We start from the raw sequence: 25,035 nt of genomic DNA, 5'->3' as shown, positions 1-25,035 counted from the left end.
AGCCGCCTATTTCATAAGTTAGTGCAGTTTTTTGTTCTCAGATATTACGACTCGTGGCACGCCAGGATTCTGGCCGGTGAATCGGTGGGATGGCATCACATTATTTGTCAGGGTGATGACAGGGGCGTGCGCCGCGTACCTGCGAATGCGAAGTTTCCTCTTTAGGGTTAAATCAGGATATTCGCATACCCGGAGTACGCGCATAACAAGCAGCTGGTGGCTTTGCATATCTAGTAGAGAACCAACATCTCTGACTGGTATCGCCTGACACTATCAATTGTCATTAAGTTGTTCTCAGTGAATGGGTCCGTTCGCAGTGAACTCGGAGACCGGACAAACCGATCATGATGAGAGCTTGCACTCTCGGAGACTGCCATTCTGCTTTTCCCAGGGAAAATCTCGACATTCCAAGAGGAACTGGTCGTCTATTCAGTGGGCTAAACTGCTTCGATCACAGATCAAGCCTCGACTGTCAAAGCGTTGAGTTGACGGTATTTCGTACAACGTGGATTATCTCTGCATGGGACTTGTCCAGAGAGCTTTGGGGAAAACGCTGATATACCGCTGTTTTCGACTGCTAATTAAGACCCTGAGATTCGCGCTAGAAGGTCGCGTTCGCATCGAAGTCGATGAATTGGTGATGAAAATGTCGTAGAATGCGCGTGAGTGGGTTGCGCCCAAGCAAATGTCGCCATACTTGTAGATCTCTTTTTGGGACATAGAGTCAGTGCCACTGCGGACATTGCGGAATTCAGACAACATCAGTGTGACGCCATCACATAATTGTCGGGGCGCGTGCTAAATAATGTGACAGCATCACAACCGCCAGACGTGTCATTTATCAAACTGTATTTTGTCGTCCTTGACGAGATCTGCCGAGCCACGCGTGTTATGCTTTTACCATTCTGGAAAAAGCGAGGCGCCATGATGACAATTGGTAGACCCACACAAGATGACCAAACAGATCTGCACAATAATAGTGATGAACTGACCGACAACGATGACAATACACTGACAGGTGAGTCGGCGAGCCAGTTGGCCTCCGATGATCGAGTGCAAACGAACGCTCCAGCCAATGATGAAAACTCTGGTGCTGAATCCGTAGCCGGGGCATTTTCAGCTGAATCCGAGGCAGAGGAAACAACCAACATCGCCGCAGTGCCAACTGAAAGGGAAGGTAACGATCCGACCGACTCAAACAGTACTTCGATTCCCGACGTCGGCCAAGTCGCCGTCTCCGAAACAGCGACGGCGCCGACGACACAAGAAGAGGCTGACACAACCGAAGATCTGACGGCCCTGCCATATCTCGCGCGTATTCGCGAAACGCTGAGCGATGACCGTGTCTTGGGCAAGTCGTATTCAGTCAGCACGACCCTCGACCGGATGCTCGCCTGGTATGGCCGCGTCAGCGTGGTCTGGTTTGGCTTTTTGGTCTGGTTTGCGTACCATATGACCTCTAGCACTGGCTTTGACTGGCGATATTTTAAGCTGGAATTCACATTACTCGTTCGGTACCCATTTGACGTGGACTTCTTGTGCTTGGGCTTTTACGCAGTGATGATAGCGGTGATTCTGGCCGCCGCCCGTTGGTATTATGTGAAAAATGCGATCCGTAAATATGCCAGTAGGATGCGCGAAAACCCGACTTTGATCACGATCACGCATAGTATGCCGGTCAAACCGTACCGGCTCGTTTACCAGTTAACAAACGGCGGGCCACTTCTGCCTCAACGGATGAAAAAGTGGCCGGAGTCGGCGCGTGTGGATTGGCACGAGATCGTCGCGATGATCAATGATGGCAGCGATGACAGTGGGGACTCGATGACCACCACTGAAGGACGACTGGAAAATTTGCTGGCAAAAGCCGAACCAGACGTGACGTTCTTGGGCCTCACCGAAGAGCATCGTGATTTGATCTGGCCGAGCAGCGATGGCAGTTATCATGATCTGGTGCTGGTCCTTGATCCGGCGGCGAAACCGGTGCGGGTCGTGCGCAATAATTTTGATCAAGAAACGCAGCGGCCAGCCAAAGATTAGATCGCCTCATGCAGTCGGTGCTTCAACGGCCTTGGTGTCCAAAATTGGCCAAACTAAAAAGACAGGATCCTGCGCAACCGCGAAGTTGCGCAGATCCTGCCTTTTTTCGTGTCAACTACTTCACTAGCACAATTTTCCCTGGAGCATGCCGGGTCTCCAGCAATTCGTGGCCGCGGATCACGCCGTCGAGGTCAAACGGCAGAACATCCGCCAGCGGGACGACCAACGCGCCGGCCGCCACGGCATCGACCAGCTCATGGAGTAATTCCCCGTTGTCGACTTTGATCGTGCCTAGCTGCAGGCGGGTCACATGTGGACGCGTGCTGAGATCGACGTCGACCCAGGCTGTTGTAAGCAATTTTCCATCCGGCTTGACCAATTCGATGCTGGTGGCCAGCTCATGGCCGCCACCGGTCGCATTGATCACGGCGTCGGCGGTGCCAAAAACATCGGCGATCTTGCCCAAGTCATCAGTCGCCAATGCTAAGTCGGCGCCCCATTTTGTTAACAAGGGGAGGTTCGGTCGGCTGGCGATCGCGATCACATGTAGGCCAGCGTTTCGCGCGAGTTGGACCAACAAGCTGCCGACGCCACCCGTCGCGCCTTGAATCGCAAGGGTCGCGCCGGGGCGCAGGTTGACCTGCTTCAACGCCGCAAGCGCCGCCACGCCAGCTTGCGGCAATCCGGCAGCCTGGGCGAGCGGCATCGCGTCTGGCATTTTGGCGACCTTGGAAGCCGAGGCGTTCAAGACTTCACTGTACCCACCGATCGGCCGGTAGTTGATCACCGTGTCGCCAAGCGAAAATTCGGTGACGCCTTCGCCGAGTGCAGTGACCGTGCCGACGACATCCGTTCCCGGCACGATAGGAAAAGTGAGCGGCCGCATTTTGGCTTGTTCACCGCGCCGCAACGCGCCATCATACGGATTGAGACCGACCCCTTGGACCGTGATCTGCACCACTCCCGCTTTTGGCGGAAGCGCCTTGGCATCGATCGCCTCGAAGACTGATGGCGCGCCAAAGGTTGAAAATCCATAGCGTTTCATTGTATCGCTTCCTTCTTTTAAAGATGTAGGCGCCCGGATTCTTGAAGCCAGGTGCGCGCACTTTTCAACTCGTCTTCGTTGAGATTGTGGTCCTGGTCATGGGTAAAAATCGTTGTCCGAACGCCGGCCTGGGTGAGGTCGTCCGTCAGCGCGGTGAAATTGGCGGCCGAAACGATCGCATCGCGGCTGCCATGAGAGACCCAGACTTCGGCGTCGGCGGGCCTGGCAAAACTTGTGATCGCCCCCAAGCTCATCGGGTGGAAAAGGACGGCGGTGCGATATGGCACGGTCCGCGTCATCAGCGCCCGAACCGCCACGTTGGCGCCGTTTGAATAGCCGATCACGATCGCGGCCGCAAGTGGCACCCGATTTTCCGCGGCAGCGGCACTCATTTCATCCAGCAGCCAATCCGTTTGAATGGCCAGGTCGGCGAGGTCAAAGCCGCCCTTTGGCAAATGGCGAAAATAGCGGCTCTGGCCATCCTCGATCAGGGGCGCGCCGATGCTGATGATGGGGCTACCAGGCGCAAGAAACCGGCCGATGGGAATCAGGTCATCCACCGAGCCGCCGGTGCCGTGAAGAACGATGAGTGGCGCGCGCAACGGCGAGCCGGAAACAAATTTGATCTCAGCCATACGTTCCTTTCTCAGCGGCCGCGCCAGCTGGTGTCGATGGGGGTGAGGCCGGCTTCGATGCTGGCCCGCTGCGCTTCCAAAAATGGTGGCAGCTCCAGGTGAATCCCGGCTTCATCATATGTTTCGTCTTGTAAGAAGCCGGGGCCCGCGGTGGCGATCTCAAACAGGATCTGCGGCGCCGCCCGGAAGTATTCGGACTGGAAGTAGTAGCGCTCCACAAATCCGGATTGCGGCAAGCGATAATCGGAAATGCGGTCGATCCAAAATTGCAGGGTCTCACGGTCCTCGGTGTTGAAGGCCGCATGATGAATCTGGCCAAAGCCTTCCACGGCCAGGGGGAGGTCATCGCGATGTTCGACGATCAGCTGCGCGCCGTGGCCACCTTCGCCTGTCTCGTACAAGGTAAAGTTGCCATCTGCGGCCAGCTGTCGATAACCCATCAGATCGGTCACGACGAAATGCATATGTTCCTGGTCGGCGACGGTCACGGTGACCGGACCCAGGCCCACGATCGCCATGTCGGCTGGGACATCGCTATGCCGCCATGGGGTGCCGCCTGCCACGCCTTGATTATTTTCATCAGAAAGGAGCTGATATTCCTGACCGTCTTCATCGCGGAAATTCAGATGGCGGCTGCCGAATTGGCTCTCAGCCGGATCATGCTCGATGCCGCGGTCATTCAACCGGTCTTCCCAAAAATCGAGCGCCGCGTCGTTGGGCACGCGGAAGCTAACACGCGAGATCATATTCGTCCCGCGAATACCCGGCAGCTGATTGGGAAAAGTGAAAAAGGTCATGTCGGTGCCAGCCGTCCCAGTGTCGTCCGTGAAATACAGATGATACGTGTCGATGGCATCCTGGTTGACGGTCTTTTTGATCAGATGCAGGCCGAGTGTTTTGCTCATCAAGTCAAAAATGGTTTGCGGCGAGCTGGCCATCGCGGTCACGTGGTTCATGCCAAGTAGGGGATGTTTGATCATGAGAAATCGACTCCTTTATCGTGAAAATAGGCAGTGATCACTGGTCGTTTTGCCTCTAAAAATGGTGGCAGGCCAAGCCCTTGGCCCAGCGTCTCGACCGGGTCATCCAGCGTAAAGCCGGGGCCTGGCGTGGCAAACTCGATGCGTACCCCGCCCGGCGTGAGCACATACAAACTTGTGAACCAGCCGCGATCCGCAAATTTTTCAATGACAAACTGGTTGGCGGCGGCGCGGGCGGCCAAGTCGTCAAGCGCCGCCTTATCAGGTGCGACAAATGCGACATGATCCATGCTGCCGCGACCGAAGCGATGGGTGCCGGCGTGGCCGGGCCGCAAGATCAGCCCCGGATCATCCGCCAGCATCGTCGAGGAAAACCGCTGCGCCTCGGCGGTCGATGTGGTCTCAAGTGTGGTGTCGACCAGCCCGGTGATCTGATGATCGCCGGGCACAGACCCTGCGACCTGCCGCGCCGCGGGCAACGCCGGCCCATTTTCAACCAACGTGATCGCAACATCATTTGGATCCGTGACCGTCAGCCCACCGAGCCGCGCGGTCCAGTAGGCGGCGGAGCCATCTGGAATGCCCAACGTCACACCGGTCAGAAAATCGCCATCATCATACCGCGGCCCAAGATGATCGATGACAAAAAACGAGATCACCGTTCCCGGTGTGCCGAAGCGGTCGCCGAAAAATAAATGGCGCATCTTCAGATCTTCCTGATTGACCGTATTTTTCACCAACCGCAGCCCCAACCGGTCCTCGTAATAAGCACGCGTGGCCGCGGCCGACCCAGTGAGCAAAGAAACATGATGCAACATCGCCATCGCCTCCTAACTTATTTATAGTAAGTATATCAAGCATGTCATAAAAAGCAACCTACCTTTATTGTATAGGGGGCCGCCCAAAAGAGGAAACAAAAGCACTCGGGGGGATGGCACGGCTGTTGTCGCGGGCAGTCACAACTGGGACCGCCGGCGGATGGCTGCGTGCGTCGATCACGCTAATATAATAGAAGAAAAAAAGTCAGCGCGCGGCGGGGCTGTGAGCGAAAAGTGTTGGGGGACAAGGGATTGGACGATATCTGAACGCAACAATTTGGCAAAAAGATTGCTGCTTTGGCCGATAAAGGCAGGACAAGACAGAGCAGAGGCAAGTGTACGATCATTGTTGATGAGTTCTTTTAAACGGGACAAACCGATTTCATCCTGAGCGGAAATAGTTTTGCAGAATCGAAAATGAAAGTACACTCTTTGGCCTGATTCAAAGAAACAATGGAACCACGATATGAGGGTGGGCTCCGGCCAGAAACGGCTCAGCCCCCTCGTCGGCGTTAGCGGCTGTGCCGCTTACGCCGAAAGTGAGCTTTGAGACCGCGTACTTGGCGGGCTCAAAGTCACTTGGGAGCGTTCCAGCCAGTTTCTGGTCGGAGCCCACCCGGGCGCTAAGCCCAACCCGCAACTTATATGCTTGAACTCACCAGTGCGCCTGAATCCGTTTCCGGTTGGGCAAGACATTGCGCGCGTAGTATAATGAGCTGATATGACCTTTTGTCATGAGGAGGAACAACGTGTCACTTTTCAAACCTACCTGGCTGGTCCAGGCTGTCTACGGCTTGACCGCCGCGCGCTTGAAAGAGCAAGGCATCCGCGCGGTTTTTTGCGACCTAGATAACACCTTGCTGGTGTGGAACAACCCCGACGGCTCCGCAGAACTGCGCGACTGGCTCGCCGCCATGCACGACGCCGACATCACCGTGATGGTCGTGTCGAACAACAACGCCAAGCGCGTCGGCCGGGCCCTGGAAAAATTGGACTTGCCATTTGTCGCGCGGGCGATGAAGCCATTGCCGATCGGAATCAACAAAGCCGTCAATTATCTTGGCCTTGCCAAACAGGAATGCGTGATGGTGGGCGACCAACTGCTGACGGATGTGGCGGCCGGCAATCTTGCCGGGGTGCGCACCATTTTGGTCCAGCCGCTGATCGAAAGCGACGCCTGGAACACCAGCATCAACCGCTTTTTGGAAAAATTCGTCTTCATGACGCTCGGCGGGAAAAAACACCTGCATTATTCGGAGGATCTGAATGGAAAATAACGAAACGGCACTTTTTTGTATTGGCTGCGGTGCGCAGCTGCAGACCACAGATCCGGCCAAGGCTGGGTATCTGCCGGCTGCGTCCCTGGCGAAAGCAGAAGACGGTGAGGAGCTTTATTGCCAGCGCTGCTTCCGCCTACGCCATTACAACGAGGTCGCCGATGTTCAGTTGACCGACGATGATTTTTTGCGCCTGCTCAACACGATCGGTGAAAGCAATGCGTTGATCGTCAACGTGGTCGATATTTTTGACTTCAACGGCTCGGTGATTCCTGGTCTCCACCGCTTTGTCGGCGATAACCCGGTGGTGCTGGTCGGCAACAAGGCGGATGTCCTGCCGCGCGACCTCAATCACAACAAACTGACGAACTGGCTGACGCAGGCCGCCCATGCGCAAGGGCTGCGGCCGGTGAAAACCATTTTGACCTCTGCCAAACGCGGCGATGCGGTCGATGACTTGCTGGAAACGATCGAAGACCTGCGCGCCGGCCGCGACGTGTATGTGGTGGGTGTCACCAATACCGGGAAATCGACGCTGATCAATCGCATTATTAAGGAACTGACAGGGGTCGAGGATCTGATCACGACGTCGCGTTTTCCTGGGACGACTTTGGATCGGATCCAGATTCCGCTGGACGATGGCCATTTTCTCATCGACACGCCGGGCATCATTCACCGCCACCAAATGGCGCATTACCTGGGCGCCAAAGATCTGCGGTTGGTGACGCCGACCAAGACGATCAAGCCGAAAGTCTATCAGCTTGAAGCGGGTCAGACGATCTTCTTGGCGGGGCTTGCGCGGTTTGATTTCATCCGTGGACGCCGCAGTGGCTTCACGATCTATGCGGACAATCAACTGCTGTTGCACCGCACCAAGCTGGCCAATGCGGATGTCTTTTATGAAAAACACCGCGGCGACCTGCTGACACCGCCGCGGCCGGAAGATCTTGCTGATTTTCCCAAGCTGGCCCGATTCGAATTCACGCCTAAGGAAAAATCCGACCTGGTGTTTGCCGGGCTCGGCTGGATCGTGGTGCCGGCCGGTGTCACCGTTGCGGGTTATGCCCCAGAAGGTGTCGACGTCTTGTTGCGCCGCGCCTTGATCTGAAAGGAGTCTCTATGTTAACTGGAAAGCAGAAACGGTATTTACGCAGTTTGGCAATGACCCAAAAGCCGCTGATCAATGTCGGCAAAAATGGGTTGACCACGCAATTTGCCCAGGGGGTGGCGGATGTGCTTGAACCTCGGGAAATGGTGAAGATCGCGCTTTTGCCAAGTGCCGAGGAAACGCCGGCGATGGTGGCCGACTTTTTGGCTGAGGCATTGCCGGGGCTTGAGGTGGCGCAGATCATCGGGCGCACGCTCGTCGTCTTCCGGCCGGCTGAGCACGAAAAACACCGCAAATTGTCCCTTGAAGTCGCCAAGCGCGGGTGAGCCCCATGGCGACAAGGAAGGCTCAAGACACGCATGACGCGGCGGCGGCTCGGACCACGGTTCAGCCGCTGACCCGCCCCGCGGTCCATGCGGTGATCGAGGAAGAAGTCACGGCGCAACCACTTGCTGGCAAGCGCCGTCAAGTCGGCATTTTCGGCGGGACATTCAATCCGATTCACATCGGGCATTTGATCATGGCCGAGGCCGCTGGCACCCAGCTGGGGCTTTCGCAGGTCCTGTTTTTGCCGGATAACCAGCCGCCGCATGTCGACAAAAAAGAGGCGATCGCCGCCCGCGACCGCGTGGCCATGGTGGAATCCGCCATCAAGGATAACCCGCTCTTTGGCCTGGAGCTCGCTGAGATTCGGCGCGGCGGGGTGTCGTACACGGTCGATACGATGCGGGCGCTGACGCACTTGCATCCGGACATCGATTATTACTTCATCATTGGTGCGGACATGGTCGCGTATCTGCCGAAATGGCACGCGATCGATGAACTGGCGAAGCTGGTCACGTTTGTCGGCGTCAAGCGCCGCGGATACGCGCCGCAAAGCCCGTACCCGATCGTCTGGGTGGATGCGCCTCTGGTGGATATCTCGTCCACGCAGATCCGGCAGCGTCTGGCATGCGGCCTCAGCATTCGCTACCTGGTGCCGGATGGCGTGCGGCACTACATCGAAGAAAAGGGGCTTTATCGTGGATGAGATCGTTTATCCAAGCACCTTGACCAATGGCAAAACACGCGACGAGATCGTCCGGCTATTGCAAAAACGGCTGGACGAGGTGCGTTTTCAACATTGCCTGCGGGTCGAAAAAACGGCCCGGGAATTGGCGCGACGGTATCATGAAGACGTCGACCGCGCCGGATTGGCCGGGCTGCTCCATGACTATGCCAAACAGATTCCAGTCGCGGACTATCGCCAGCTGATCAAAACAGGGCCTTATGATCCCGCGTTGTTGGTGTATGGCCGCGGGGTCTGGCATGGGGTGGTCGGCATTGCCTACATTGAACGCGAAGTCGGTATCACCGACAAACGGGTGCTCCAGGCGATCGCCCGCCACACGACTGGCGACCCTGAAATGACGCCGCTTGATGAGATCATTTTTCTTGCGGATTTCATCGAGCCGGCGCGCACGCTGGACAGTGAAAAACAGGCGCGCAAAGCCGCCAAGACGGACTTGACCGAGGCGACCTTGATCGAGCTGTCGTCGACCTTGACGTATCTGGTCGGCGCACGCAAACTGATCTTCCCCAAGACACTTGACACTTATAACGCACTACTTCAAAGGAGTGAGTCAAACTGAACGCAGAAAAGTTACTCGAAACGATCGTCCTGGCCGCTGATGACAAACGCGCTGACGATATTGTGACCCTGGATATGACCAAGGTCTCCCTGCTCGCCGATTACTTTGTGATCATGAGCGCCGGCTCCCAGCGGCAGATCGATGCGATCGTGGATGCGATCGATGAAAAAGTGAAGGCCGCTGGTGGCCCGATTCCGCGCATCGAAGGAACCAAGGATTCCAAATGGCTGTTGATGGACTACACGGATATCGTGGTCCATGTCTTTTTGCCAGAGGAACGCGCGTTTTACAATCTTGAAAAACTGTGGTCCGACGCGCCGCTGGTGGATGTGTCGGCCTGGGTCCAGGAAGCATGATCTACACGACGTTTGCCGAAGTCTATGACCGCTTGATGGATGACAGCTTGTACAGCCGCTGGTGCGATTACGTGACCGCCCGGGTGGCGCCGCGCGGCCAGCGCTTGCTGGAATTGGCTGGCGGCTCCGGCAGTTTGGCGGTGCTGTTGGCACAAGCGGGGTTTGCCGTGACGGATCTTGATCTGTCGGGTGACATGCTGGCGCTGGCTGAGCCAAAGATCGAGGCGGCTGGCGTGGACGTACCACTGGTGCAAGGCGACATGTTGGCACTGGATGCGATCGGGCTGGCCCCATTTGATGTGGTGACCTGTTTTGACGACTCGCTGTGCTACATGCCAGATCTGGCCAGCGTCGCGCAAGTCTTCCAGCAAGTCGCCAAGCTGTTGCCGGCGGGGGGCGACTTCTTTTTTGATGCGCATTCGCTACATCAAATGGATGATATTTTTCCCGGCTTCATGTACAACGACCAGACGGAGACGCAGGCATTTTTGTGGACCAGCTATGAAGGCGAGGTCCCGCACAGCATCGAGCACGATCTGACCTTCTTCCTTTATGACGAGGCGATCGACGCCTACCATCCGTTGGCCGAAACGCACAAGGAGCGGACCTATCCGCAGGCGGATTTTGAAAAGACGTTGGCGCAGGCCGGCTTCAAGCTGGTGTCGGCCACCGCTGACTTTGGCAAGGCAACGATCACGCCTGCCAGCACCCGCTGGTTTTTCCACGCGAGAAAGGAGTAGGCATGCAGGCTGTCGGGATGATCGCGGAGTTCAATCCGCTGCATCGCGGCCATGTGTACGCGCTGGCGCAGGCCCGCAAGCGAAGCGGTGCCGATTGCGTGGTGGTCGCGATGGCGGGCAATTACGTTCAACGCGGCGAACCCGCGCTGGTCGATAAATGGACGCGCACGCAAATGGCGTTGGCCAGTGGCGCGGACCTGGTGATCGAATTGCCACCGGCGCAAGCGGTCCAGGCCGCCCCGCAGTTTGCGATGGGCGGGGTCCAGCTGCTTGCCGCATTGGGCGTCTCATCCTTGGCATTCGGCACGGAAAACGCGGTGCTGGATCATGCGGCGGTCGCGGCGAAGCTAGCTGACTTGCAGGCGGCGCCTCCTGATTTTGCCGATCATACCAAGACGTATGCGACGCAGGTCAACGCGTTTTATGAAAAAACGGTCGGCGTCAGCTTGACCAGTCCGAATCTCTTGCTTGGCATCAGTTATGCCCAAGCAATTCAGACCCTCGGCGCTGCCATGCAGTTGGTGCCATTTGCGCGGCGTGGGGCTGGACACGACGAGACGGCGGTGGACGGCGACTTGGCCAGTGGCAGTCAGATCCGAGCAAAACTGGCGGCCGGCGAAGACGTCAGTGCCCTGGTGCCACCTGCCACTGCGGACGGGCTGAAAACGGCGCGGCAGCTGACCTGGGATGATTTTTTCCCATGGCTACGCTACCGGCTGGAAACGGCGAGCTTGGATGAGTTGCGCGGCATCTTGGGGATGACCGAGGGATTGGAATTTCGGCTGACGCAACAGATCGCCGGTGCTGACGATTTTTCGACCTTCATGGCGCGCATCAAATCTAAGCGTTACACGTATGCCCGGTTGCGTCGGTTGTGTCTGGCCGTGGTGCTCAATTTGCGGGCGACAGACGTGGCCGCGGCGCCGCGACTTATTCACGTGCTGGGCTTTACGCCGGCCGGCCAAGCCTACCTGCATCAGGTGAAAAAAACGGCCAGCCTGCCGCTCATCTCGCGGCCGAGTCTGCCGATGCTGGCTCCAGGCGGCGAAATGGCGCTGACCGCGCGATGCGACCGCCTGATCGAAACGCTGACAGGGACGCAGCAGAATTTTGCACGCAGACCAATTCAACAAGGTGCGTAGCCGAGCGTTTAGGGTCATGCAGGTAGGTCCAGCAGACGCGTGAGGCGCTTTCGCCTCGCGTGGCTGATGGCCTAGATGTCATGACCCTGCTCGGGGAAGCCCAATTAGAAGGTGCGTAGGTCCGCGGGATAGTGGGGTGGCTAACTTGGCTCGGGTGCTTGATGGCGCCCTTCGCCATCGAGTGCACGAGACAGTTAGACATCCCCACTATGCGGACCGAAGCCCAATTAGAAGGTGCGTAGGTCCGCAGCATACAAATCGATGCGTTTTTCGCATCACTCATGAAAGGAGCTCGCCATGCTTAAATGGTCTATCAGTGAACTGGTCAAATATCGCGATCAGCCACTGCATTTTACAACCACGCTCGACTTGAAAAAAGAATTGATGGCCCGCGACCCCGAGATCTTGGATATGACGTCACTGACGGTGGATGGTTACATCTCCTATGATAAGGGTGACTTGCTGGTCTCCGTCACGCTCGGCGGCAAGTTGGTCATTCCGTCGACTCGGAGTTTGACGCCGGTGGATTGGCCACTGGATTTCACCTTTACCGAGATCTATTTGCTGAACCCAGCGGATAAAGATAAATACGATGACGGCCAGCTGTTGATCGACCTGGAAGGTAGCGAGCTGGATCTGCATCCGGCGATCGCGGATCATGTGCTATTGTCGATTCCGATGCAGGTGCTGACACCGGCAGAAGCGGCTGGTGAGGCGATGCCAGAGGGGGATGACTGGTCTGTGGTCGGCGAAGCGGACTATGAGGCCGGCAAAGCCGAACAGCAAACGGCGAACCCGGCATTTGCGAAGTTGAAGCAGCTTTTTCCAGAAGATGACGACGAATCAAAAAAGTGATGAGCTTTCATTAGTGCTTTCATTCTGCTAGGATGAACATGACTATAAATTAGGAGGCAATTGATCATGGATAAACCAACCATCGGCGTTATCGGCATGGCGGTCATGGGCAAGAACTTGGCCCTGAACATCGAAAGTCGCGGATACACCGTTGCAATTTATAACCGGACCGGGAGCAAAACTGAGGCGGTCGTTGCAGATCACCCAGACAAGCATTTGGTGCCAAGCTATACGATCGAGGATTTTGTGGCGTCACTGGAAAAGCCGCGCCGCATTTTGATGATGGTCAAAGCTGGGGCTGGGACGGACGCTGTGATCGCAGAACTCCTGCCACTTTTGGACAAGGGCGACGTCTTGATCGACGGCGGGAACACCTTCTTTGAAGACACCGTTCGCCGCAATCAGGAGCTGGACAAGTCCGGCATCAACTTCATCGGCATGGGCGTTTCAGGTGGCGAGCTCGGCGCATTGCAGGGTCCTTCCATCATGCCAGGTGGCCAAAAAGAGGCCTATGACCTTGTTGCCCCGATTCTGGAGCAGATCGCGGCCAAGGCCCCTGAAGATGGTGCCCCATGCGTGGCTTACATCGGCCCCAACGGCGCAGGCCATTACGTTAAGATGGTCCATAACGGCATCGAATATGGCGACATGGAGTTGATCTCGGAAAGCTATTCCGTGATGCGCAACATGTTGCATATGTCGGTCGACGAGATCGCCGGCGTCTTCAAGGAATGGAGCGAAGGCGAACTGAGCTCCTATCTGATCGACATCACCGCCGAGATCTTGACCCGCAAAGACGACCTGGGCTCCGATACCCCGATCGTGGATCTGATCTTGGATGCTGCGGGCAACAAAGGCACCGGCAAGTGGAGCTCTCAAAGCGCCCTTGAGCTCGGGGTGCCGCAAAGCGTGATCACTGAATCCGTCTACGCCCGTTACATCTCCGCGATGAAGGATGAGCGTGTGGCCGCCAGCAAAGTGCTGCCAAAGCCGGTTGGCAATGTGACGATCGCCGACAAGAAGCAGGCCATTGAGACCATTCGCAAGGCCCTTTACTTCAGCAAGCTCATGAGCTATGCGCAAGGCTTCGAGCAGATGCGTGTCGCTTCTGAAAAATACAGCTGGAATCTCCAATACGGCGAGCTCGCTCGCATCTGGCGCGCCGGCTGCATTATCCGCGCGAAGTTCCTGCAAAACATCACGGATGCTTACAACAAGGATCCTGAACTGAAGAACCTGTTGCTGGATGACTATTTCAAGGACATCGCCAAGAACTATCAGGAAGATGTCCGTGATCTGGTTGGCCTGGCTGTCAAAGCCGGTGTCCCAGTCCCAGGCTTTGAAGCGGCGATCAGCTACTACGATTCCTACCGAAGCGAAGTGCTTCCCGCGAACCTGATTCAGGCCCAGCGCGATTACTTTGGTGCACATACGTATCAGCGCACCGATAAGGAAGGTACCTATCACTACACCTGGTACGAGGAACAATAAGAGTTTTTGCCAAAAATTTGACGACGACCTCCGTCAGCCCAGCATTCATGCGGGCGGCGGGGGTCGTCTTTTTTTGCAAAAAACGACTGGATCTGCGATTTAGGCGGTGCAAAAGGGGGGACAAGCGATACTGTCCCTCCTTTGCACGCGCCCCTGATCAAAAAACTGGTGGAAGATCGGGCATAGACAACTACGCGTCGGTGAGTCGTGTGCAGAGGACTATGCCAATTTAAGTGAGCCAATCTTTATTTAACTTTCGTAAATATCTGGGATAGACCAATGTGAAGGGCCTCTTTTATCTCTCATTTCATCTTATTTTTCAGAATGTGAGACACGTGTGATAGGCAAAATTTGGTCCCTGTGCTACAATAAGCGCAGTATCGATTTGATGAGAAAATATGCGGTGAGAACCGCGGGGTATGAGAATCGAACACAGTCGGCAAATGATAAATCACCTTGATAAGGAGTATTCAGATGAGTCGTATTTTAATTATTGAAGATGAGAAAAACCTCGCCCGCTTCGTCGAACTCGAATTGAAGCATGAAGGTTACGAGACCGCCGTGCATTTCAACGGGCGCACAGGGCTGGAAGCCGCTTTGGCCGAGGACTGGGACGCCATTTTGCTCGATCTGATGTTACCTGAGCTCAACGGGCTGGAAGTTTGCCGGCGCGTGCGTCAGGTGAAAAACACGCCGATCATCATGATGACGGCGCGCGATTCCGTGATCGACCGGGTCTCCGGACTGGATCACGGCGCCGATGATTATATCGTGAAGCCGTTTGCAATCGAGGAGCTGCTGGCGCGCCTGCGTGCCTTGCTTCGCCGCATCAGCATCGAAGGCGAACACAATGCCGCCAAGCAGACGACTATCACGTACCGCGACCTGACTATCGAAAAGGAAAATCGGGTCGTTCGGCGCGGCGATGACATCATCGAACTGACCAAGCGCGAATACGAATTACTGCTGACGCTGATGGAAAACATCAATGTTGTGCTTGCCCGCGACGTGCTTTTGTCCAAGGTCTGGGGCTATAACTCGGATGTTGAGACGAATGTCGTGGATGTGTATGTCCGTTACATCCGCAACAAGATCGATCGCCCAGGCGAGCCGAGCTACATTCAAACGGTGCGGGGAACCGGCTACGTGATGCGTTCCTGATGAAAAAACAGGCGCAGAAGCGGCCACGTCGCTTTTCGCTCAGTGTCAAATGGACCGCAGTCGTCACGACCGGGGTGTTCACCACCTTTATCGTGCTGGCGCTCATCCTCGTCGCGTTCATGCGGGCCATTTTGATTCAAGAGGAACAAAATAATGTGCAGGACACGCTCAATGCAGTCGAGCAGCGATTATCCCCAGTTGCCAGCAATTTGACCATCGCGAGCGTGGTCCCGCGCATCGATGTGTCTGCCACCACAGCGCCGGCGGTCGGTGGCACCAAGGCCGTGCAGCCGAGTACGTCGATTTTTTCCGATTCCGTGGTCACCAAGATCTCGCGTGAGGATATCAGTCTGGCGATCTACAACAAGCAAGGCGAGGTGATCTTTTCCTCCCGGGCAAATGATCAGCCGCTGAACCGGACGTCCGAGATGAAGATCTACGAGCAGCGCGGCGATGGCTTTTCCGGGTTGATCGGTGGCGGGCCGATCACGTCCAGCCGGACTGGCGAGGTGATCGGCTATGTTCAGATCACCGACCAAATGGATGCCTTTCACAGCACCATGCACCAGGTCTATCTCATCATCACCGTGTTGGCGGCGGCCGCCTTGGCGATCGCGCTTGCGCTGGCGTTTTTCATGACACGGCGGTTCATGCAGCCAATCAAGTTGATCACGAATACGATCGACATCGTCAACGAGGAGCCGCAAAGCAGTGTGCGGATTCCGGAACTTCGGCGCAATGATGAGCTCGGTGATCTCGTGAACGAATTCAATGGCATGCTGGATCGCATTCAGCAATTCATTGATCAGCAAGGCGAGTTCGTCCAGGATGTCTCGCATGAGTTGCGGACGCCGGTTGCGGTGCTGGAAGGGCATTTGCAGTTGCTCAACCGCTGGGGCAAGGACGATCCTCAGGTGCTCGATGAATCGCTGGCGGCCTCGCTGCAGGAGATCACGCGCATGAAGCGCCTGATTCGGGAGATGCTGGATCTGACGCGGGCGGATCAGGTCGATGTGCAATTTCCAAATGCGGTCTGCGATATTCACCAGGCCATCGATCAAGTCGTCAACGACTTCAAGATGGTCCACCCTGAATTCACATTTTTGCTGGACAACGAACTGGATGGGCCGGTCTGGGTGCGGATGTATCGCAACCACTTGGAGCAAGTCCTGATCATTTTGCTCGACAATGCGGTGAAATATTCCAAGGACCGCAAAGAGATCCAGGTCTCAGCTGGCGCCGAAGAAGGGGCGATCGCGATCGCCGTGCAGGATTTTGGCGAAGGCATCAGCCCCAAGGATCGCGAGCGCGTCTTCAATCGGTTCTACCGGGTCGATAAGGCGCGCAGTCGCGAGGCAGGCGGCAATGGCCTGGGCCTGGCCATCGCCCAGCGGTTGGTCGAAAGCTATCACGGTCACATCTCAGTGGATTCCGCACTGGGGCATGGCTCGATCTTCCGCATTACGCTGCCGACGATCACCGAGGCGAAAGCCACTGCGCTGCAGGCCAGCGCGCCGGCCAAACCAGAATTGCATGACTAAGTTTTTTCCTAAGCCGCTGACCTCGTCTCGGCGGTTTTTTGCATGGACGAGAAAAAATTGTTGACACCCTTAACAAAAACGAGCAAACTATGAGACTGTTAATGGCATTGACAACTAATGCCGTGACAAATAACTCGTATTTTGGGGGTCATACAATGCACGCAAGCAAGCAACTTGTCAGGCGAGGGAGCCTCATCGCGCTCATCGTCGCCATTCCGCTACTTCTTTTGTTCATCGCGTTAAAGTTTGTCAGCTATGAACAGCAGACGAGCACCAAACACATCGACGTGGCGGTGGTCGATCTTGACCAACCAGCGCAGTTCCAGGGCCAAGCCGTTGCCCTGGGCGAAGGCGTTGAAAGTCAGCTCAAGCGCAGCAAGGAAGTGACCTGGCACCTGGTCTCTGCCAAACAGGCGGACGCCGGCTTGAAAAATGGTGCGTACCTGATGAAGGTGACGTTGCCGGAAGATTTTTCACAAAACGCAACCACCGCGCTGAGCAAGGCGCCGAAGCAAAGCACCATCGGCCTTGATATGTCGGCGCACAACAATTTCACGTCGCACATGATCACAGGCATCGTGGCCGATAAGCTGCAGGCGCAGGTCGCAGCCAAAGTCCAAGAGGCGTACAACAAATCGCTGCTGGACAGTTTCAGCCAGTTGGCGAGCGGCATCGGCGAGGCGGCGGCTGGGACGGACCAGCTGAAGGCCGGCGCCGACCAGCTGGAAGACGGCAGCGGCCAGGTCAGCGATGGCCTCACCACGCTGGCGGGCAAATCCGGCACGCTGCAGGACGGTGTGACGAAACTCGCAGATGGCGGCCAGCAGCTCAATGATGGGCTTCAGACGATCGTCGCCAACAACGCGACTTTGACTGGCGGCGTGGCCAAGTTGCAAGGCGCCATCCAACAGATGATTCCGGGCAACGATTACCTACACGAACAGCTTCAACTTGCTTCGACGAAGATCGAGAAGCAGTTAGCAAGTGGCGCGCCAAAACTCAAGGAACTCGACGAAGGGTTGACCGCGCTTCAAAGTGGGGTCTCCCAGATCACGGCGGGCATCAACGCGAAGCGCAATGATGACCTGTCCGCGGCGATCACGGCCGACATGACCGCGACCGGCACCAGCCTGCAAGCCGCCGGGGCGAATTTCCTCAAGGCGGGGGATGACCTGACGCAACTCAAGTCCATCATGAACGAATTGATGGCGGACAAAGATGTGATGGCGGTTATTTTGAAAAATCACATGGCGTCTGGCTTGAAGCTGTTGACCTTGCAGCCGGATATCGAAAAGAATATGAACGCAGGCAAGACCAATCTCGAAGCAGCCGGCGCTAAGCTCCAAAAAACTGGCGGCGAGTTGACCACGCTGAGTGCTTCGACCGCGAAACTGAAAGCTGCGCTGAACCAGCTCAACGACCAAGTGCCGACCCTGACCGCCGGCACTCGGCAGGCGATCACGCAGCTCAAGGCCGGCCTGGAAGATGTCGATGATGGGTTGACCAAAAAGGGCACCACGATCGAGACGAAGGGCGCCATTCAAGGAAGCGGCGAGATCTCGGATGGTTTGAAGCAGATCTTGGCCGGGCTCAAGGGCACCGATACCAATGCTGGTCTGATCGATGGCTTGGCGCAGTACACGGATGGGGTCGCCCAAGCCGCAAGTGGTGCGACGCAGCTCGATACCGGCCTCGGTCAATTGAACGGCCAGGTGCCGGCGTTGGTCGATGGCGTGGCGAAGTTGAATGACGGTGCGGGGCAAGTGGCCTCTGGGACGAGTCAATTAGCCGCTGGCGTCACGCAGCTGAATGTGAAGTTAGGCGATGGCGCCAAGCAAACGTCAGGCCTGTACACCGGCAAAGCCAACGTGGCGCATTTTGTCACCCCGATCGCGAATAAGACACAGTCCGATCCACTGGCCAAGCCGCTGCTGGATGTGCTGTCGCCGATGGTCCTGCTGCTGGTCGCCTTTGTGGCTGCGTTGCTCACGGAATTGGGCTTCAATCGCTACAGCGCCAGCTTCAAAAAGGCAAACCTGTTGCAACGCAGCTTGTGGATCGCCGGCACCTTGGTGGTCTCCGCACTGGGCATCACGCTTGTTGTGCTGGGCATGGGCATCAGCGTGGCGAGTGCAGTTGGCTTGTTCCTACTTTTGCTGATCGCCGAGGCGCTGTTCACCTTGATCATTTTTGCCTTGGACGTATGGCTGGGCACCGTGGGCGTTCTCCTCTCTTTGGCGATCTTGTTCCTGCAGCTGATCGTCTCGGGTGGGCTGTTGCCAAACGCGATGCTGTCAGGGTTCTACCAGTTCCTGGGTAAATTGATGCCGGGCACCTATCTGCTGGATGGCCTCAATGCCGCCGTGAATGGACTCAACACAATGTCTGTTGTCACCATCGTGGTCTTGGCGGTGATGGCCGCGATTTTTGCCGGCCTGCTGGCGCTTCACCAAAAACGCACCCAAGTGACCGAATAATGTGGTAGGCTTAAAACAGAAGTGGGACAACGATCGAGCGCCGGTTCGCTAGGTAAGTGTTCTTAAGCACCAGGTTCGCGCGTTGGACCAGGCGCTTGAGGACCTTCGCTGCTGACTCGGACAGTTGGCCCACGACAATGAGACTGCGATCTGACCTGAGGAGGCGCCATCATGGCCGACGATAAACTGCTTGAAGATTATATTGAAGTGTATCTGAGTGCGTTCAAATACGTCGGTGAGCTCGTGTCGGCGCCGATGCGGGATGATGACATTTCGTTTGAACAGTTTCTCATTCTGCGCGACATCGCAGCCGGCCACGATCTGAGCTTGTCTGAGATCGCCAAGGCGCGGCATGTAACGCGGGCGGCGATCTCTCGCCAGATCAAAACGCTGATGGAACATCACTACATGATCCAGGTGCGCGACCCCAACGATGGGCGCCGCCAGGAACTGCAGCTGACGACTAGCGGCCAGGCGCTTGTCAGCCGAGTCAATCAGGCGATCAGCACGCGCTTTGCGGGCTGGATCGATGTGATCGGCGAACCAGACGCCCAGGACCTGCTACGCATCATGCGGCGGGTCGGGCAGGAGATCATTGCCAAAGAACAGAAATAAGCATTAAAAAAGTGCCTCGGCGAAATTTTCGCTGGGGCACTATTTATTTGACCTGGTGAAACGACTTAGCGGTGATTTTGCCGGCCGGCGTTTCGGCCATGGCCAGTTGGGCGAGACTTGCCCGTTGTGTGATCGCCGGTGCTCGTTTCAGTTTCATAAAGCGGTTGTGCTGGTTTTGCAAAAGTAGTTTCATCGACGACGATGACTGGCGGATTATCGACCAGGTCGGCGTCCATCTTCTTGCGAATGTTCGGGGTGATGATGTAGGTGACAATGATCTGCTGAATGACGATGATGACACCGCCGGCCAGGAAGTAAAGGCCGAGGCCTGCGTTATACATCAAGCAGAAGAAGAAGGTCATCGCGGGTGACAGCAGGGCGGAAACGCGCATCGCCTGGCGCTGTTCGGCCGGGACGCTTTGCATCATCAGCCAGCTTTGCACCAGATACAACAGGGTCGCAACAATGGTGATGATGATGTTCGTATGGCCCAGCGGAATACCGAAGAAGGTACTCTTGGAGATTTCTGGGGAATAGGCGACCGCCTGATACAGACCGGAGAAGATCGGCAACTGGATCAGCAAGGTCAAGCAACCCATCGATGGGATCATGCTGGTGTTGTTTTTCCGGTAAACTTCCTGCATCGTGGTGTTCAGCTGCAACGTGGCCTGTTGATCGCCCTGGTGCTTTTTCATCTCGGCCTGCAAAATGTCGATCTGCGGCTTGAGCACTTTCATTTTTTCCTGCGAGATCGTCATCTTGCGCTGCTGGTTGAGCATCAGCGGCAACAGGACGAGGCGCACGACCAGCGTGATGACGAGAATCGCGATGCCGTATGCGCTGGGGCCGCCGATGATGCCGGCCAGCCATTGCATCAGGTGCGCGATCGGTAGGCCGAACACCTTGTACATCCAGCCGTAGATCCCGCTTGTCGGCGCCTTGAGCTGCGTCGCTCGTTGTAGCGTCTGGTTACCGCAAGCAGTCAAAAACAGCGCCAGACTGCCCAGCCCGCCGAACGTGAGCCAGCGTTTCATTTTGTGCATATGTTTTATCCCCTTAATAAGTTTGATACTGGAAATAACTATACTTGAAGGGCGCACCGCTTTCAACCGCTCAGCCGGCGTACAGACACGACATTTGGAAAAAATCAGACTAAAGTTGGAGGGCCACTGGCCAAAAAAATGGAACTAGAACAAAACTTTTGTTTGTCCCAGTTCCTGTATAGTGCACTAATGTTAATGCAGTGTCGTGGGCCAAATGTCCGGGTCCGAGCAGCTAAGGTCCCAATCACCTAGTCCAAAGTTCGGACCTGGCGCTTGGAACACTTACCTGTCGGGCCCAAAAGCGACATTTGTCCCACTTCCTTTGGTGGTGGCTGCTTGTGCATGCGGCGATGCGTCACACGATCAGCCGGTCACCCGAAATCTGTCGTACGCGGGAATCGGGTCAAGCGCATGTTCTTCATAGTGGTCGACGCGGCCGCTTGGCGTTGGGCTGGCCTTGATCGCTGCCGCAAATTTGGCCATGTTGACGGGCTCGCCGACCGCTTCGATATACACAGACCCGTCGTCGCGATTCTCGACCTTTCCAGTGATCTGGAGTTTATCTGCGACCATTTTGGCCATCCAGCGGAATCCGACGCCTTGCACGCGGCCGGAGACCAGCATCGATCTTGCGATTTTTGTCATCTGGCGCCTCCTTTCGACAGTGGTCTGCTGTCGATTTCTTCTCTAGTTTAGCATAATCCGGCGTGCCATATGGTAGACTAAACCAGACAAGTCAAGGAGGCTATTATGGAATATATTGCGTCAGCGAAAAACGAGCATATTAAAAATGCGAAAAAATTAACGGTCAAAAAGTACCAAAAGGAGACCGGCTTCTATTTACTGGAAGGATGGCACCTGGTTCAGGAAGCCCTGGCAGCCGGTCAGACGCCGCGCCGCATTTATGCGACCAAAAAGTTCCTCGATAAAATTGAACTGCGCCCATTTTACGAACAGACCAGCGAGATCTCGGAGGCTGTTGCCAAGCATCTGGGCGAAACGGAGACGCCGCAGGGAATTTTTGCGGTGATGCCACTGGTGCTTGGCAGTCTGCCGAAGACCCTGTCCGGCCAATTTCTCTTGCTGGATCAGATTCAGGATCCGGGCAACGTTGGGACCTTGGTGCGGACAGCGGATGCGGCCGGGGTCAAAACAATTGTGTTTGGCGCGGGCACCGCGGATCCTTACAACCCGAAAGTGCTGCGGGCGATGCAGGGCAGTCAGTTCCACGTTAACATTGTTTCGGCGCCACTGCCGCCGCTGGTCGCGCAGCTTCAGACCGCCAAGATTCCTGTCTATGGCACAGAGCTGAACGTGAACGCAAAACCGTATCTGGCAGTTGAGTCTGCCTCTCAGTTTGCGCTGATCGTCGGCAATGAAGGCAATGGGATGAGCCAGGAGCTTCTGGCCGCCACAGACACCAATCTCTACATCCCAATCAAGGGCCAAGCGGAGTCGCTGAATGTGGCGATCGCGGCTGCGGTCGTGCTTTTTCACCTGACCGCTTAAGAAAATCTTGCGAGGATGCACGAAGCGGGGCGGACCTGATATAATAAAGGTGTGTTGAACGACAGTTGAAAAGGAGCGATTGCATGCAGAAGTCTCATGGATGGGAAACCGATACCGAGTACATGAGCTATGTCTCTGACCTGCTGGCCCAGCCAGCGGTGCAAAAGCTCGCGAACTTCCCGCAGCACCATTATTCGGATCGGCTTTCACATTCGATCAGTGTCTCGTATCAGAGCTACCTGCTCGGGAAAAAGTGGCACCTCAACGTGCGCGCTTTGGCCCGTGCCGGCCTCTTGCACGACCTATTCTATTACGACTGGCGGGTCACCAAGTTCTCACTTGGGACACATGCGTATATCCATCCGCGCATTGCCCTGCGTAACGCCGAAAAGATCACCGACCTGTCGCCAATGGAAAAAGACATTATTGTCAAGCACATGTGGGGTGCGGCCTTGGGTGTTCCCAAGTACCGCGAAAGCGTGGTCGTGTCCCTAGTCGATGACTGGGAAGCAGTCGATGAAGTGCTCATTCCATGGTTGCAAAAGGTGCGCCATCCGTTCCGGACTCGTCTTAGTTAGGTCAAGCGCCGACGCTTATATAGGTCGGCGTTTTTTGTATGGCCAAGTGCGCCATCAAGCACCCAGGCCAAACTATTCGCTCAGACCAAAACGGCCCGCGCCGCACCCTTTATAGTCGGGCTCCGGCTCGCAGGGGTGGGACATCTAACTGTCTTGGGCACTCGAGCCTTCGCGCCCTTTTTTCAAAAAGCTTGTTTTCCTTTTTAAATGAGTTATACTGATACTATCTAAATGTAAGTAACGATTTGATGGGGTGAATAAGATGGCTAACGCCGTAGTAGGTACCGAAACTTGTACAGGGGATACGTTGTCGCTGTGTCCAAAGTTTACAAAAACATTTGTCATTCTTGGTAAGAAATGGATGGGCCTGATTCTTGAGGTCCTGATGCAAAATGGGGCGTCTCGCTTTAAGGATATCGCGAGCACCGTCACCAAATGCTCCGATCGTGTGCTGGTTGAACGGCTCAAGGAACTCGAGGCGGAAGGGCTGGTCGACCGTGAGACGCATGCGGACAGCTCCTTGATCGAATATCGCCTGACGGACAAAGGGGCGGCCTTGGCGCCTGTCCTTGAAGCCGCACATGTCTGGGGCGATACCTGGCTGTCAGACGAGGAATGCGAGTAATTTTCAGCAAAAATGCGGTGGGGGCTTGACGCGCCCGCCATTTTTGCTATGCTGAAAGTAATCAAACAACCAAATACGAAGACGGAAGCTCAAGCTGGCGGCCCAGCCAGGGAACGATGGTCATGACTGCAAACCATCGATGGGACCAAGGCTTGTTTTCACTTCTCGAGTAGACTTTTCGCTTGCGGAAAGCTCCGGCATCGCCGTTATCAAGTTGAGTGCACGTTTTTTGCGTGAACAAGGGTGGTACCGCGACGCTTCGTCCCTTCTTGGGCGAGGCGTTTTTATTTTGGTCAAAAACACAAAGGAGGCCACCGGCATGGATCTGAAAACCAAGCTGGAGCAACTGGATCAGGAGAATCAGAAACGAATCAAAAGTGTCAAAGAACTCGATGAATTAAATAAGATCAGGGTGGAACTGCTGGGCAAAAAAGGGCCGATCACCGAGGCCTTGCGCGGCATGCGCGACCTTGCCCCAGAAGAACGGCCAAAGATCGGCGAGTTTGCCAACCAAGTCAAAGCAAACTTGCAAGAATCCATTGCGGAGCGTAAGGCGTTGCTCGAGCAATTGGCGATTCACGCCCAACTGGCCAAAGAAACGATCGATGTCACGCTGCCAGGCGATCAAAAACAGGTCGGCACCCCACATATTCTCGATCAGATCATGGATGACATCGAAGACTTTTTCATTGGCCAAGGCTATCAGGTCGTTGATGGGCCGGAAGTGGAAGAGGATCACTACAACTTTGAGATGCTCAACATCCCAAAGGACCACCCGGCGCGGGACATGCAGGATACTTTTTACCTGGATGACCAGCTGCTGATGCGCTCTCAGACGAGCCCAGTGCAGGCGCGGACGCTGGAGATCCACGATTTTTCCAAAGGCCCGCTGAAGATGATCTCCCCAGGGCGCGTGTATCGCCGCGATAATGATGACGCGACGCATAGCCATCAGTTCCATCAGGTCGAAGGGCTTGTGATCGACAAGCACATCACCATGGCGGATCTGAAGGGGACGCTGTTGGCCCTGGCTCAGCATGTGTTTGGCGCGGACCGCCAGATTCGCCTGCGCCCAAGCTTTTTCCCATTCACCGAGCCTTCCGTTGAGGTCGATGTATCCTGTTTCCGCTGCGGCGGGAAAGGCTGTGCGATCTGCAAGTACAGCGGCTGGATCGAGGTGCTCGGCGCGGGGATGGTGCATCCCAACGTTCTGACCAACGCGGGCGTGGATGCGGATGTTTACGGCGGGTTTGCGTTTGGCCTTGGCCCGGATCGGTTTGCGATGCTCAAATATGGCATCGATGATATTCGGAGTTTTTACCAAGGCGACATTCGCTTCTTGAGTCAATTCCAACAGGAGGGTTAAGC

Annotated in this window: 25 protein-coding genes; 19 read left to right on the top strand and 6 right to left on the bottom strand. The window is 55.9% G+C overall.

The window, feature by feature from the left end; all coding sequences use genetic code 11:
- The first annotated feature begins 927 nt into the window (after positions 1 to 927).
- Positions 928 to 2,040: a prolipoprotein diacylglyceryl transferase gene (locus JUE67_RS01790; protein ID WP_203628093.1), complete on the top strand. Its 1,113-nt coding sequence runs from the start codon at positions 928 to 930 to the stop codon at positions 2,038 to 2,040.
- A 115-nt stretch (positions 2,041 to 2,155) separates the two neighbouring features.
- Here JUE67_RS01790 and JUE67_RS01785 read toward each other — a convergent pair whose 3' ends face one another.
- The 4 genes from JUE67_RS01785 to JUE67_RS01770 are packed head-to-tail and all read right to left on the bottom strand — an operon-like array spanning position 2,156 to position 5,524.
- Entirely contained in the window at positions 2,156 to 3,085 is a 930-nt protein-coding gene (locus JUE67_RS01785; protein ID WP_203628094.1) for an NADP-dependent oxidoreductase, read from the bottom strand.
- A gap of 17 nt (positions 3,086 to 3,102) precedes the next feature.
- Positions 3,103 to 3,720, bottom strand: a complete 618-nt coding sequence (locus JUE67_RS01780; RefSeq protein ID WP_203628095.1) for an alpha/beta hydrolase — start codon at positions 3,718 to 3,720, stop codon at positions 3,103 to 3,105.
- A gap of 11 nt (positions 3,721 to 3,731) precedes the next feature.
- The gene (locus JUE67_RS01775; RefSeq protein ID WP_203628096.1) at positions 3,732 to 4,700 is read right to left on the bottom strand and encodes a ring-cleaving dioxygenase; all 969 of its coding nucleotides are present in this window, start codon (positions 4,698 to 4,700) and stop codon (positions 3,732 to 3,734) included.
- Positions 4,697 to 5,524 carry a VOC family protein gene (locus JUE67_RS01770; protein WP_203628097.1) on the bottom strand — a complete coding sequence of 276 codons (828 nt, stop codon included), beginning with the start codon at positions 5,522 to 5,524 and terminating at the stop codon, positions 4,697 to 4,699. The genes JUE67_RS01775 and JUE67_RS01770 overlap by 4 nt, the downstream gene beginning before the upstream one ends.
- 743 nt (positions 5,525 to 6,267) lie before the next feature.
- Here JUE67_RS01770 and JUE67_RS01765 point away from each other — a divergent pair.
- The 14 genes from JUE67_RS01765 (at position 6,268) to JUE67_RS01700 (ending at position 19,912) form a co-directional block, all read left to right on the top strand.
- A complete protein-coding gene (locus JUE67_RS01765; RefSeq protein ID WP_203628098.1) occupies positions 6,268 to 6,795 on the top strand; it encodes a YqeG family HAD IIIA-type phosphatase in 528 nt (175 codons plus the stop codon).
- A complete protein-coding gene (gene yqeH / locus JUE67_RS01760; protein ID WP_203628099.1) occupies positions 6,785 to 7,903 on the top strand; it encodes a ribosome biogenesis GTPase YqeH in 1,119 nt (372 codons plus the stop codon). Before JUE67_RS01765 ends, yqeH begins: the two co-directional genes overlap by 11 nt.
- Before the next feature lie 11 nt (positions 7,904 to 7,914).
- Positions 7,915 to 8,229 (top strand): YhbY family RNA-binding protein, encoded by a 315-nt coding sequence (locus JUE67_RS01755; protein WP_203636941.1) that lies wholly within the window; start codon positions 7,915 to 7,917, stop codon positions 8,227 to 8,229.
- 5 nt (positions 8,230 to 8,234) lie between these two features.
- Positions 8,235 to 8,933, top strand: coding sequence for a nicotinate-nucleotide adenylyltransferase (locus JUE67_RS01750; RefSeq protein ID WP_203628101.1), 699 nt, complete (start codon positions 8,235 to 8,237; stop codon positions 8,931 to 8,933).
- Positions 8,926 to 9,534, top strand: coding sequence for a bis(5'-nucleosyl)-tetraphosphatase (symmetrical) YqeK (gene yqeK, locus JUE67_RS01745; protein ID WP_203628102.1), 609 nt, complete (start codon positions 8,926 to 8,928; stop codon positions 9,532 to 9,534). Before JUE67_RS01750 ends, yqeK begins: the two co-directional genes overlap by 8 nt.
- On the top strand, positions 9,531 to 9,890 hold the full coding sequence (gene rsfS, locus JUE67_RS01740; protein ID WP_203628126.1) for a ribosome silencing factor: 360 nt from the start codon (positions 9,531 to 9,533) through the stop codon (positions 9,888 to 9,890). Before yqeK ends, rsfS begins: the two co-directional genes overlap by 4 nt.
- The gene (locus tag JUE67_RS01735) at positions 9,887 to 10,630 is read left to right on the top strand and encodes a class I SAM-dependent DNA methyltransferase (protein WP_203628103.1); all 744 of its coding nucleotides are present in this window, start codon (positions 9,887 to 9,889) and stop codon (positions 10,628 to 10,630) included. Before rsfS ends, JUE67_RS01735 begins: the two co-directional genes overlap by 4 nt.
- 2 nt (positions 10,631 to 10,632) lie before the next feature.
- The gene (locus JUE67_RS01730) at positions 10,633 to 11,772 is read left to right on the top strand and encodes a nucleotidyltransferase (protein WP_203636940.1); all 1,140 of its coding nucleotides are present in this window, start codon (positions 10,633 to 10,635) and stop codon (positions 11,770 to 11,772) included.
- Between the two features lie 297 nt (positions 11,773 to 12,069).
- Entirely contained in the window at positions 12,070 to 12,627 is a 558-nt protein-coding gene (locus JUE67_RS01725) for a YceD family protein (RefSeq protein ID WP_203628105.1), read from the top strand.
- 66 nt (positions 12,628 to 12,693) lie between these two features.
- Positions 12,694 to 14,118, top strand: a complete 1,425-nt coding sequence (gene gnd, locus JUE67_RS01720; RefSeq protein ID WP_203628106.1) for an NADP-dependent phosphogluconate dehydrogenase — start codon at positions 12,694 to 12,696, stop codon at positions 14,116 to 14,118.
- A gap of 474 nt (positions 14,119 to 14,592) precedes the next feature.
- Positions 14,593 to 15,279 (top strand): response regulator transcription factor, encoded by a 687-nt coding sequence (locus JUE67_RS01715; protein WP_125696021.1) that lies wholly within the window; start codon positions 14,593 to 14,595, stop codon positions 15,277 to 15,279.
- Entirely contained in the window at positions 15,279 to 16,820 is a 1,542-nt protein-coding gene (locus JUE67_RS01710; RefSeq protein WP_203628107.1) for a sensor histidine kinase, read from the top strand. The genes JUE67_RS01715 and JUE67_RS01710 overlap by 1 nt, the downstream gene beginning before the upstream one ends.
- A 155-nt stretch (positions 16,821 to 16,975) precedes the next feature.
- Positions 16,976 to 19,297, top strand: a complete 2,322-nt coding sequence (locus JUE67_RS01705) for a YhgE/Pip domain-containing protein (protein WP_203628108.1) — start codon at positions 16,976 to 16,978, stop codon at positions 19,295 to 19,297.
- Between the two features lie 171 nt (positions 19,298 to 19,468).
- Positions 19,469 to 19,912, top strand: a complete 444-nt coding sequence (locus tag JUE67_RS01700; RefSeq protein WP_203628109.1) for a MarR family winged helix-turn-helix transcriptional regulator — start codon at positions 19,469 to 19,471, stop codon at positions 19,910 to 19,912.
- A gap of 65 nt (positions 19,913 to 19,977) precedes the next feature.
- On the opposite strand, the gene yidC is transcribed toward JUE67_RS01700, so the two are convergent.
- On the bottom strand, positions 19,978 to 20,955 hold the full coding sequence (gene yidC / locus JUE67_RS01695; protein WP_203628110.1) for a membrane protein insertase YidC: 978 nt from the start codon (positions 20,953 to 20,955) through the stop codon (positions 19,978 to 19,980).
- A gap of 363 nt (positions 20,956 to 21,318) precedes the next feature.
- Entirely contained in the window at positions 21,319 to 21,600 is a 282-nt protein-coding gene (locus JUE67_RS01690; protein WP_203628111.1) for an acylphosphatase, read from the bottom strand.
- A gap of 105 nt (positions 21,601 to 21,705) precedes the next feature.
- Between JUE67_RS01690 and JUE67_RS01685 the strand changes: the two genes are divergently transcribed.
- The 4 genes from JUE67_RS01685 (at position 21,706) to pheS (ending at position 25,033) form a co-directional block, all read left to right on the top strand.
- A complete protein-coding gene (locus JUE67_RS01685) occupies positions 21,706 to 22,464 on the top strand; it encodes a TrmH family RNA methyltransferase (RefSeq protein ID WP_203628112.1) in 759 nt (252 codons plus the stop codon).
- An 83-nt stretch (positions 22,465 to 22,547) separates the two neighbouring features.
- A complete protein-coding gene (locus JUE67_RS01680; protein ID WP_203628113.1) occupies positions 22,548 to 23,042 on the top strand; it encodes an HD domain-containing protein in 495 nt (164 codons plus the stop codon).
- Positions 23,043 to 23,304: 262 nt separating this feature from the next.
- A complete protein-coding gene (locus tag JUE67_RS01675; RefSeq protein WP_125696013.1) occupies positions 23,305 to 23,667 on the top strand; it encodes a winged helix-turn-helix transcriptional regulator in 363 nt (120 codons plus the stop codon).
- A gap of 319 nt (positions 23,668 to 23,986) precedes the next feature.
- A complete protein-coding gene (gene pheS, locus JUE67_RS01670) occupies positions 23,987 to 25,033 on the top strand; it encodes a phenylalanine--tRNA ligase subunit alpha (protein ID WP_203628114.1) in 1,047 nt (348 codons plus the stop codon).
- Positions 25,034 to 25,035 lie beyond the last annotated feature (2 nt).

This window comes from Lacticaseibacillus mingshuiensis, from assembly GCF_016861785.1.
Lineage (GTDB): Bacteria > Bacillota > Bacilli > Lactobacillales > Lactobacillaceae > Lacticaseibacillus > Lacticaseibacillus mingshuiensis.
The sequence above is the reverse complement of the archived record's forward strand: the minus strand, read 5'-3'. Positions and strand labels throughout refer to the sequence as shown.

Excerpts from the sequence above, each read along its gene's own strand:
- gnd (WP_203628106.1), top strand. The coding sequence starts at position 12,694 with ATGGATAAACCAACCATCGGCGTTATCGGCATGGCGGTCATGGGCAAG.
- JUE67_RS01675 (WP_125696013.1), top strand. The coding sequence starts at position 23,305 with ATGGCTAACGCCGTAGTAGGTACCGAAACTTGTACAGGGGATACGTTG.
- JUE67_RS01730 (WP_203636940.1), top strand. The coding sequence starts at position 10,633 with ATGCAGGCTGTCGGGATGATCGCGGAGTTCAATCCGCTGCATCGCGGC.
- yidC (WP_203628110.1), bottom strand. The coding sequence starts at position 20,955 with ATGCACAAAATGAAACGCTGGCTCACGTTCGGCGGGCTGGGCAGTCTG.
- JUE67_RS01735 (WP_203628103.1), top strand. The coding sequence starts at position 9,887 with ATGATCTACACGACGTTTGCCGAAGTCTATGACCGCTTGATGGATGAC.
- JUE67_RS01725 (WP_203628105.1), top strand. The coding sequence starts at position 12,070 with ATGCTTAAATGGTCTATCAGTGAACTGGTCAAATATCGCGATCAGCCA.
- yqeH (WP_203628099.1), top strand. The coding sequence starts at position 6,785 with ATGGAAAATAACGAAACGGCACTTTTTTGTATTGGCTGCGGTGCGCAG.
- pheS (WP_203628114.1), top strand. The coding sequence starts at position 23,987 with ATGGATCTGAAAACCAAGCTGGAGCAACTGGATCAGGAGAATCAGAAA.
- JUE67_RS01705 (WP_203628108.1), top strand. The coding sequence starts at position 16,976 with ATGCACGCAAGCAAGCAACTTGTCAGGCGAGGGAGCCTCATCGCGCTC.
- JUE67_RS01690 (WP_203628111.1), bottom strand. The coding sequence starts at position 21,600 with ATGACAAAAATCGCAAGATCGATGCTGGTCTCCGGCCGCGTGCAAGGC.
- JUE67_RS01700 (WP_203628109.1), top strand. The coding sequence starts at position 19,469 with ATGGCCGACGATAAACTGCTTGAAGATTATATTGAAGTGTATCTGAGT.
- JUE67_RS01710 (WP_203628107.1), top strand. The coding sequence starts at position 15,279 with ATGAAAAAACAGGCGCAGAAGCGGCCACGTCGCTTTTCGCTCAGTGTC.
- JUE67_RS01790 (WP_203628093.1), top strand. The coding sequence starts at position 928 with ATGACAATTGGTAGACCCACACAAGATGACCAAACAGATCTGCACAAT.
- JUE67_RS01715 (WP_125696021.1), top strand. The coding sequence starts at position 14,593 with ATGAGTCGTATTTTAATTATTGAAGATGAGAAAAACCTCGCCCGCTTC.
- JUE67_RS01785 (WP_203628094.1), bottom strand. The coding sequence starts at position 3,085 with ATGAAACGCTATGGATTTTCAACCTTTGGCGCGCCATCAGTCTTCGAG.
- JUE67_RS01775 (WP_203628096.1), bottom strand. The coding sequence starts at position 4,700 with ATGATCAAACATCCCCTACTTGGCATGAACCACGTGACCGCGATGGCC.
- JUE67_RS01685 (WP_203628112.1), top strand. The coding sequence starts at position 21,706 with ATGGAATATATTGCGTCAGCGAAAAACGAGCATATTAAAAATGCGAAA.
- JUE67_RS01755 (WP_203636941.1), top strand. The coding sequence starts at position 7,915 with ATGTTAACTGGAAAGCAGAAACGGTATTTACGCAGTTTGGCAATGACC.
- JUE67_RS01680 (WP_203628113.1), top strand. The coding sequence starts at position 22,548 with ATGCAGAAGTCTCATGGATGGGAAACCGATACCGAGTACATGAGCTAT.
- JUE67_RS01750 (WP_203628101.1), top strand. The coding sequence starts at position 8,235 with ATGGCGACAAGGAAGGCTCAAGACACGCATGACGCGGCGGCGGCTCGG.
- JUE67_RS01770 (WP_203628097.1), bottom strand. The coding sequence starts at position 5,524 with ATGGCGATGTTGCATCATGTTTCTTTGCTCACTGGGTCGGCCGCGGCC.
- JUE67_RS01780 (WP_203628095.1), bottom strand. The coding sequence starts at position 3,720 with ATGGCTGAGATCAAATTTGTTTCCGGCTCGCCGTTGCGCGCGCCACTC.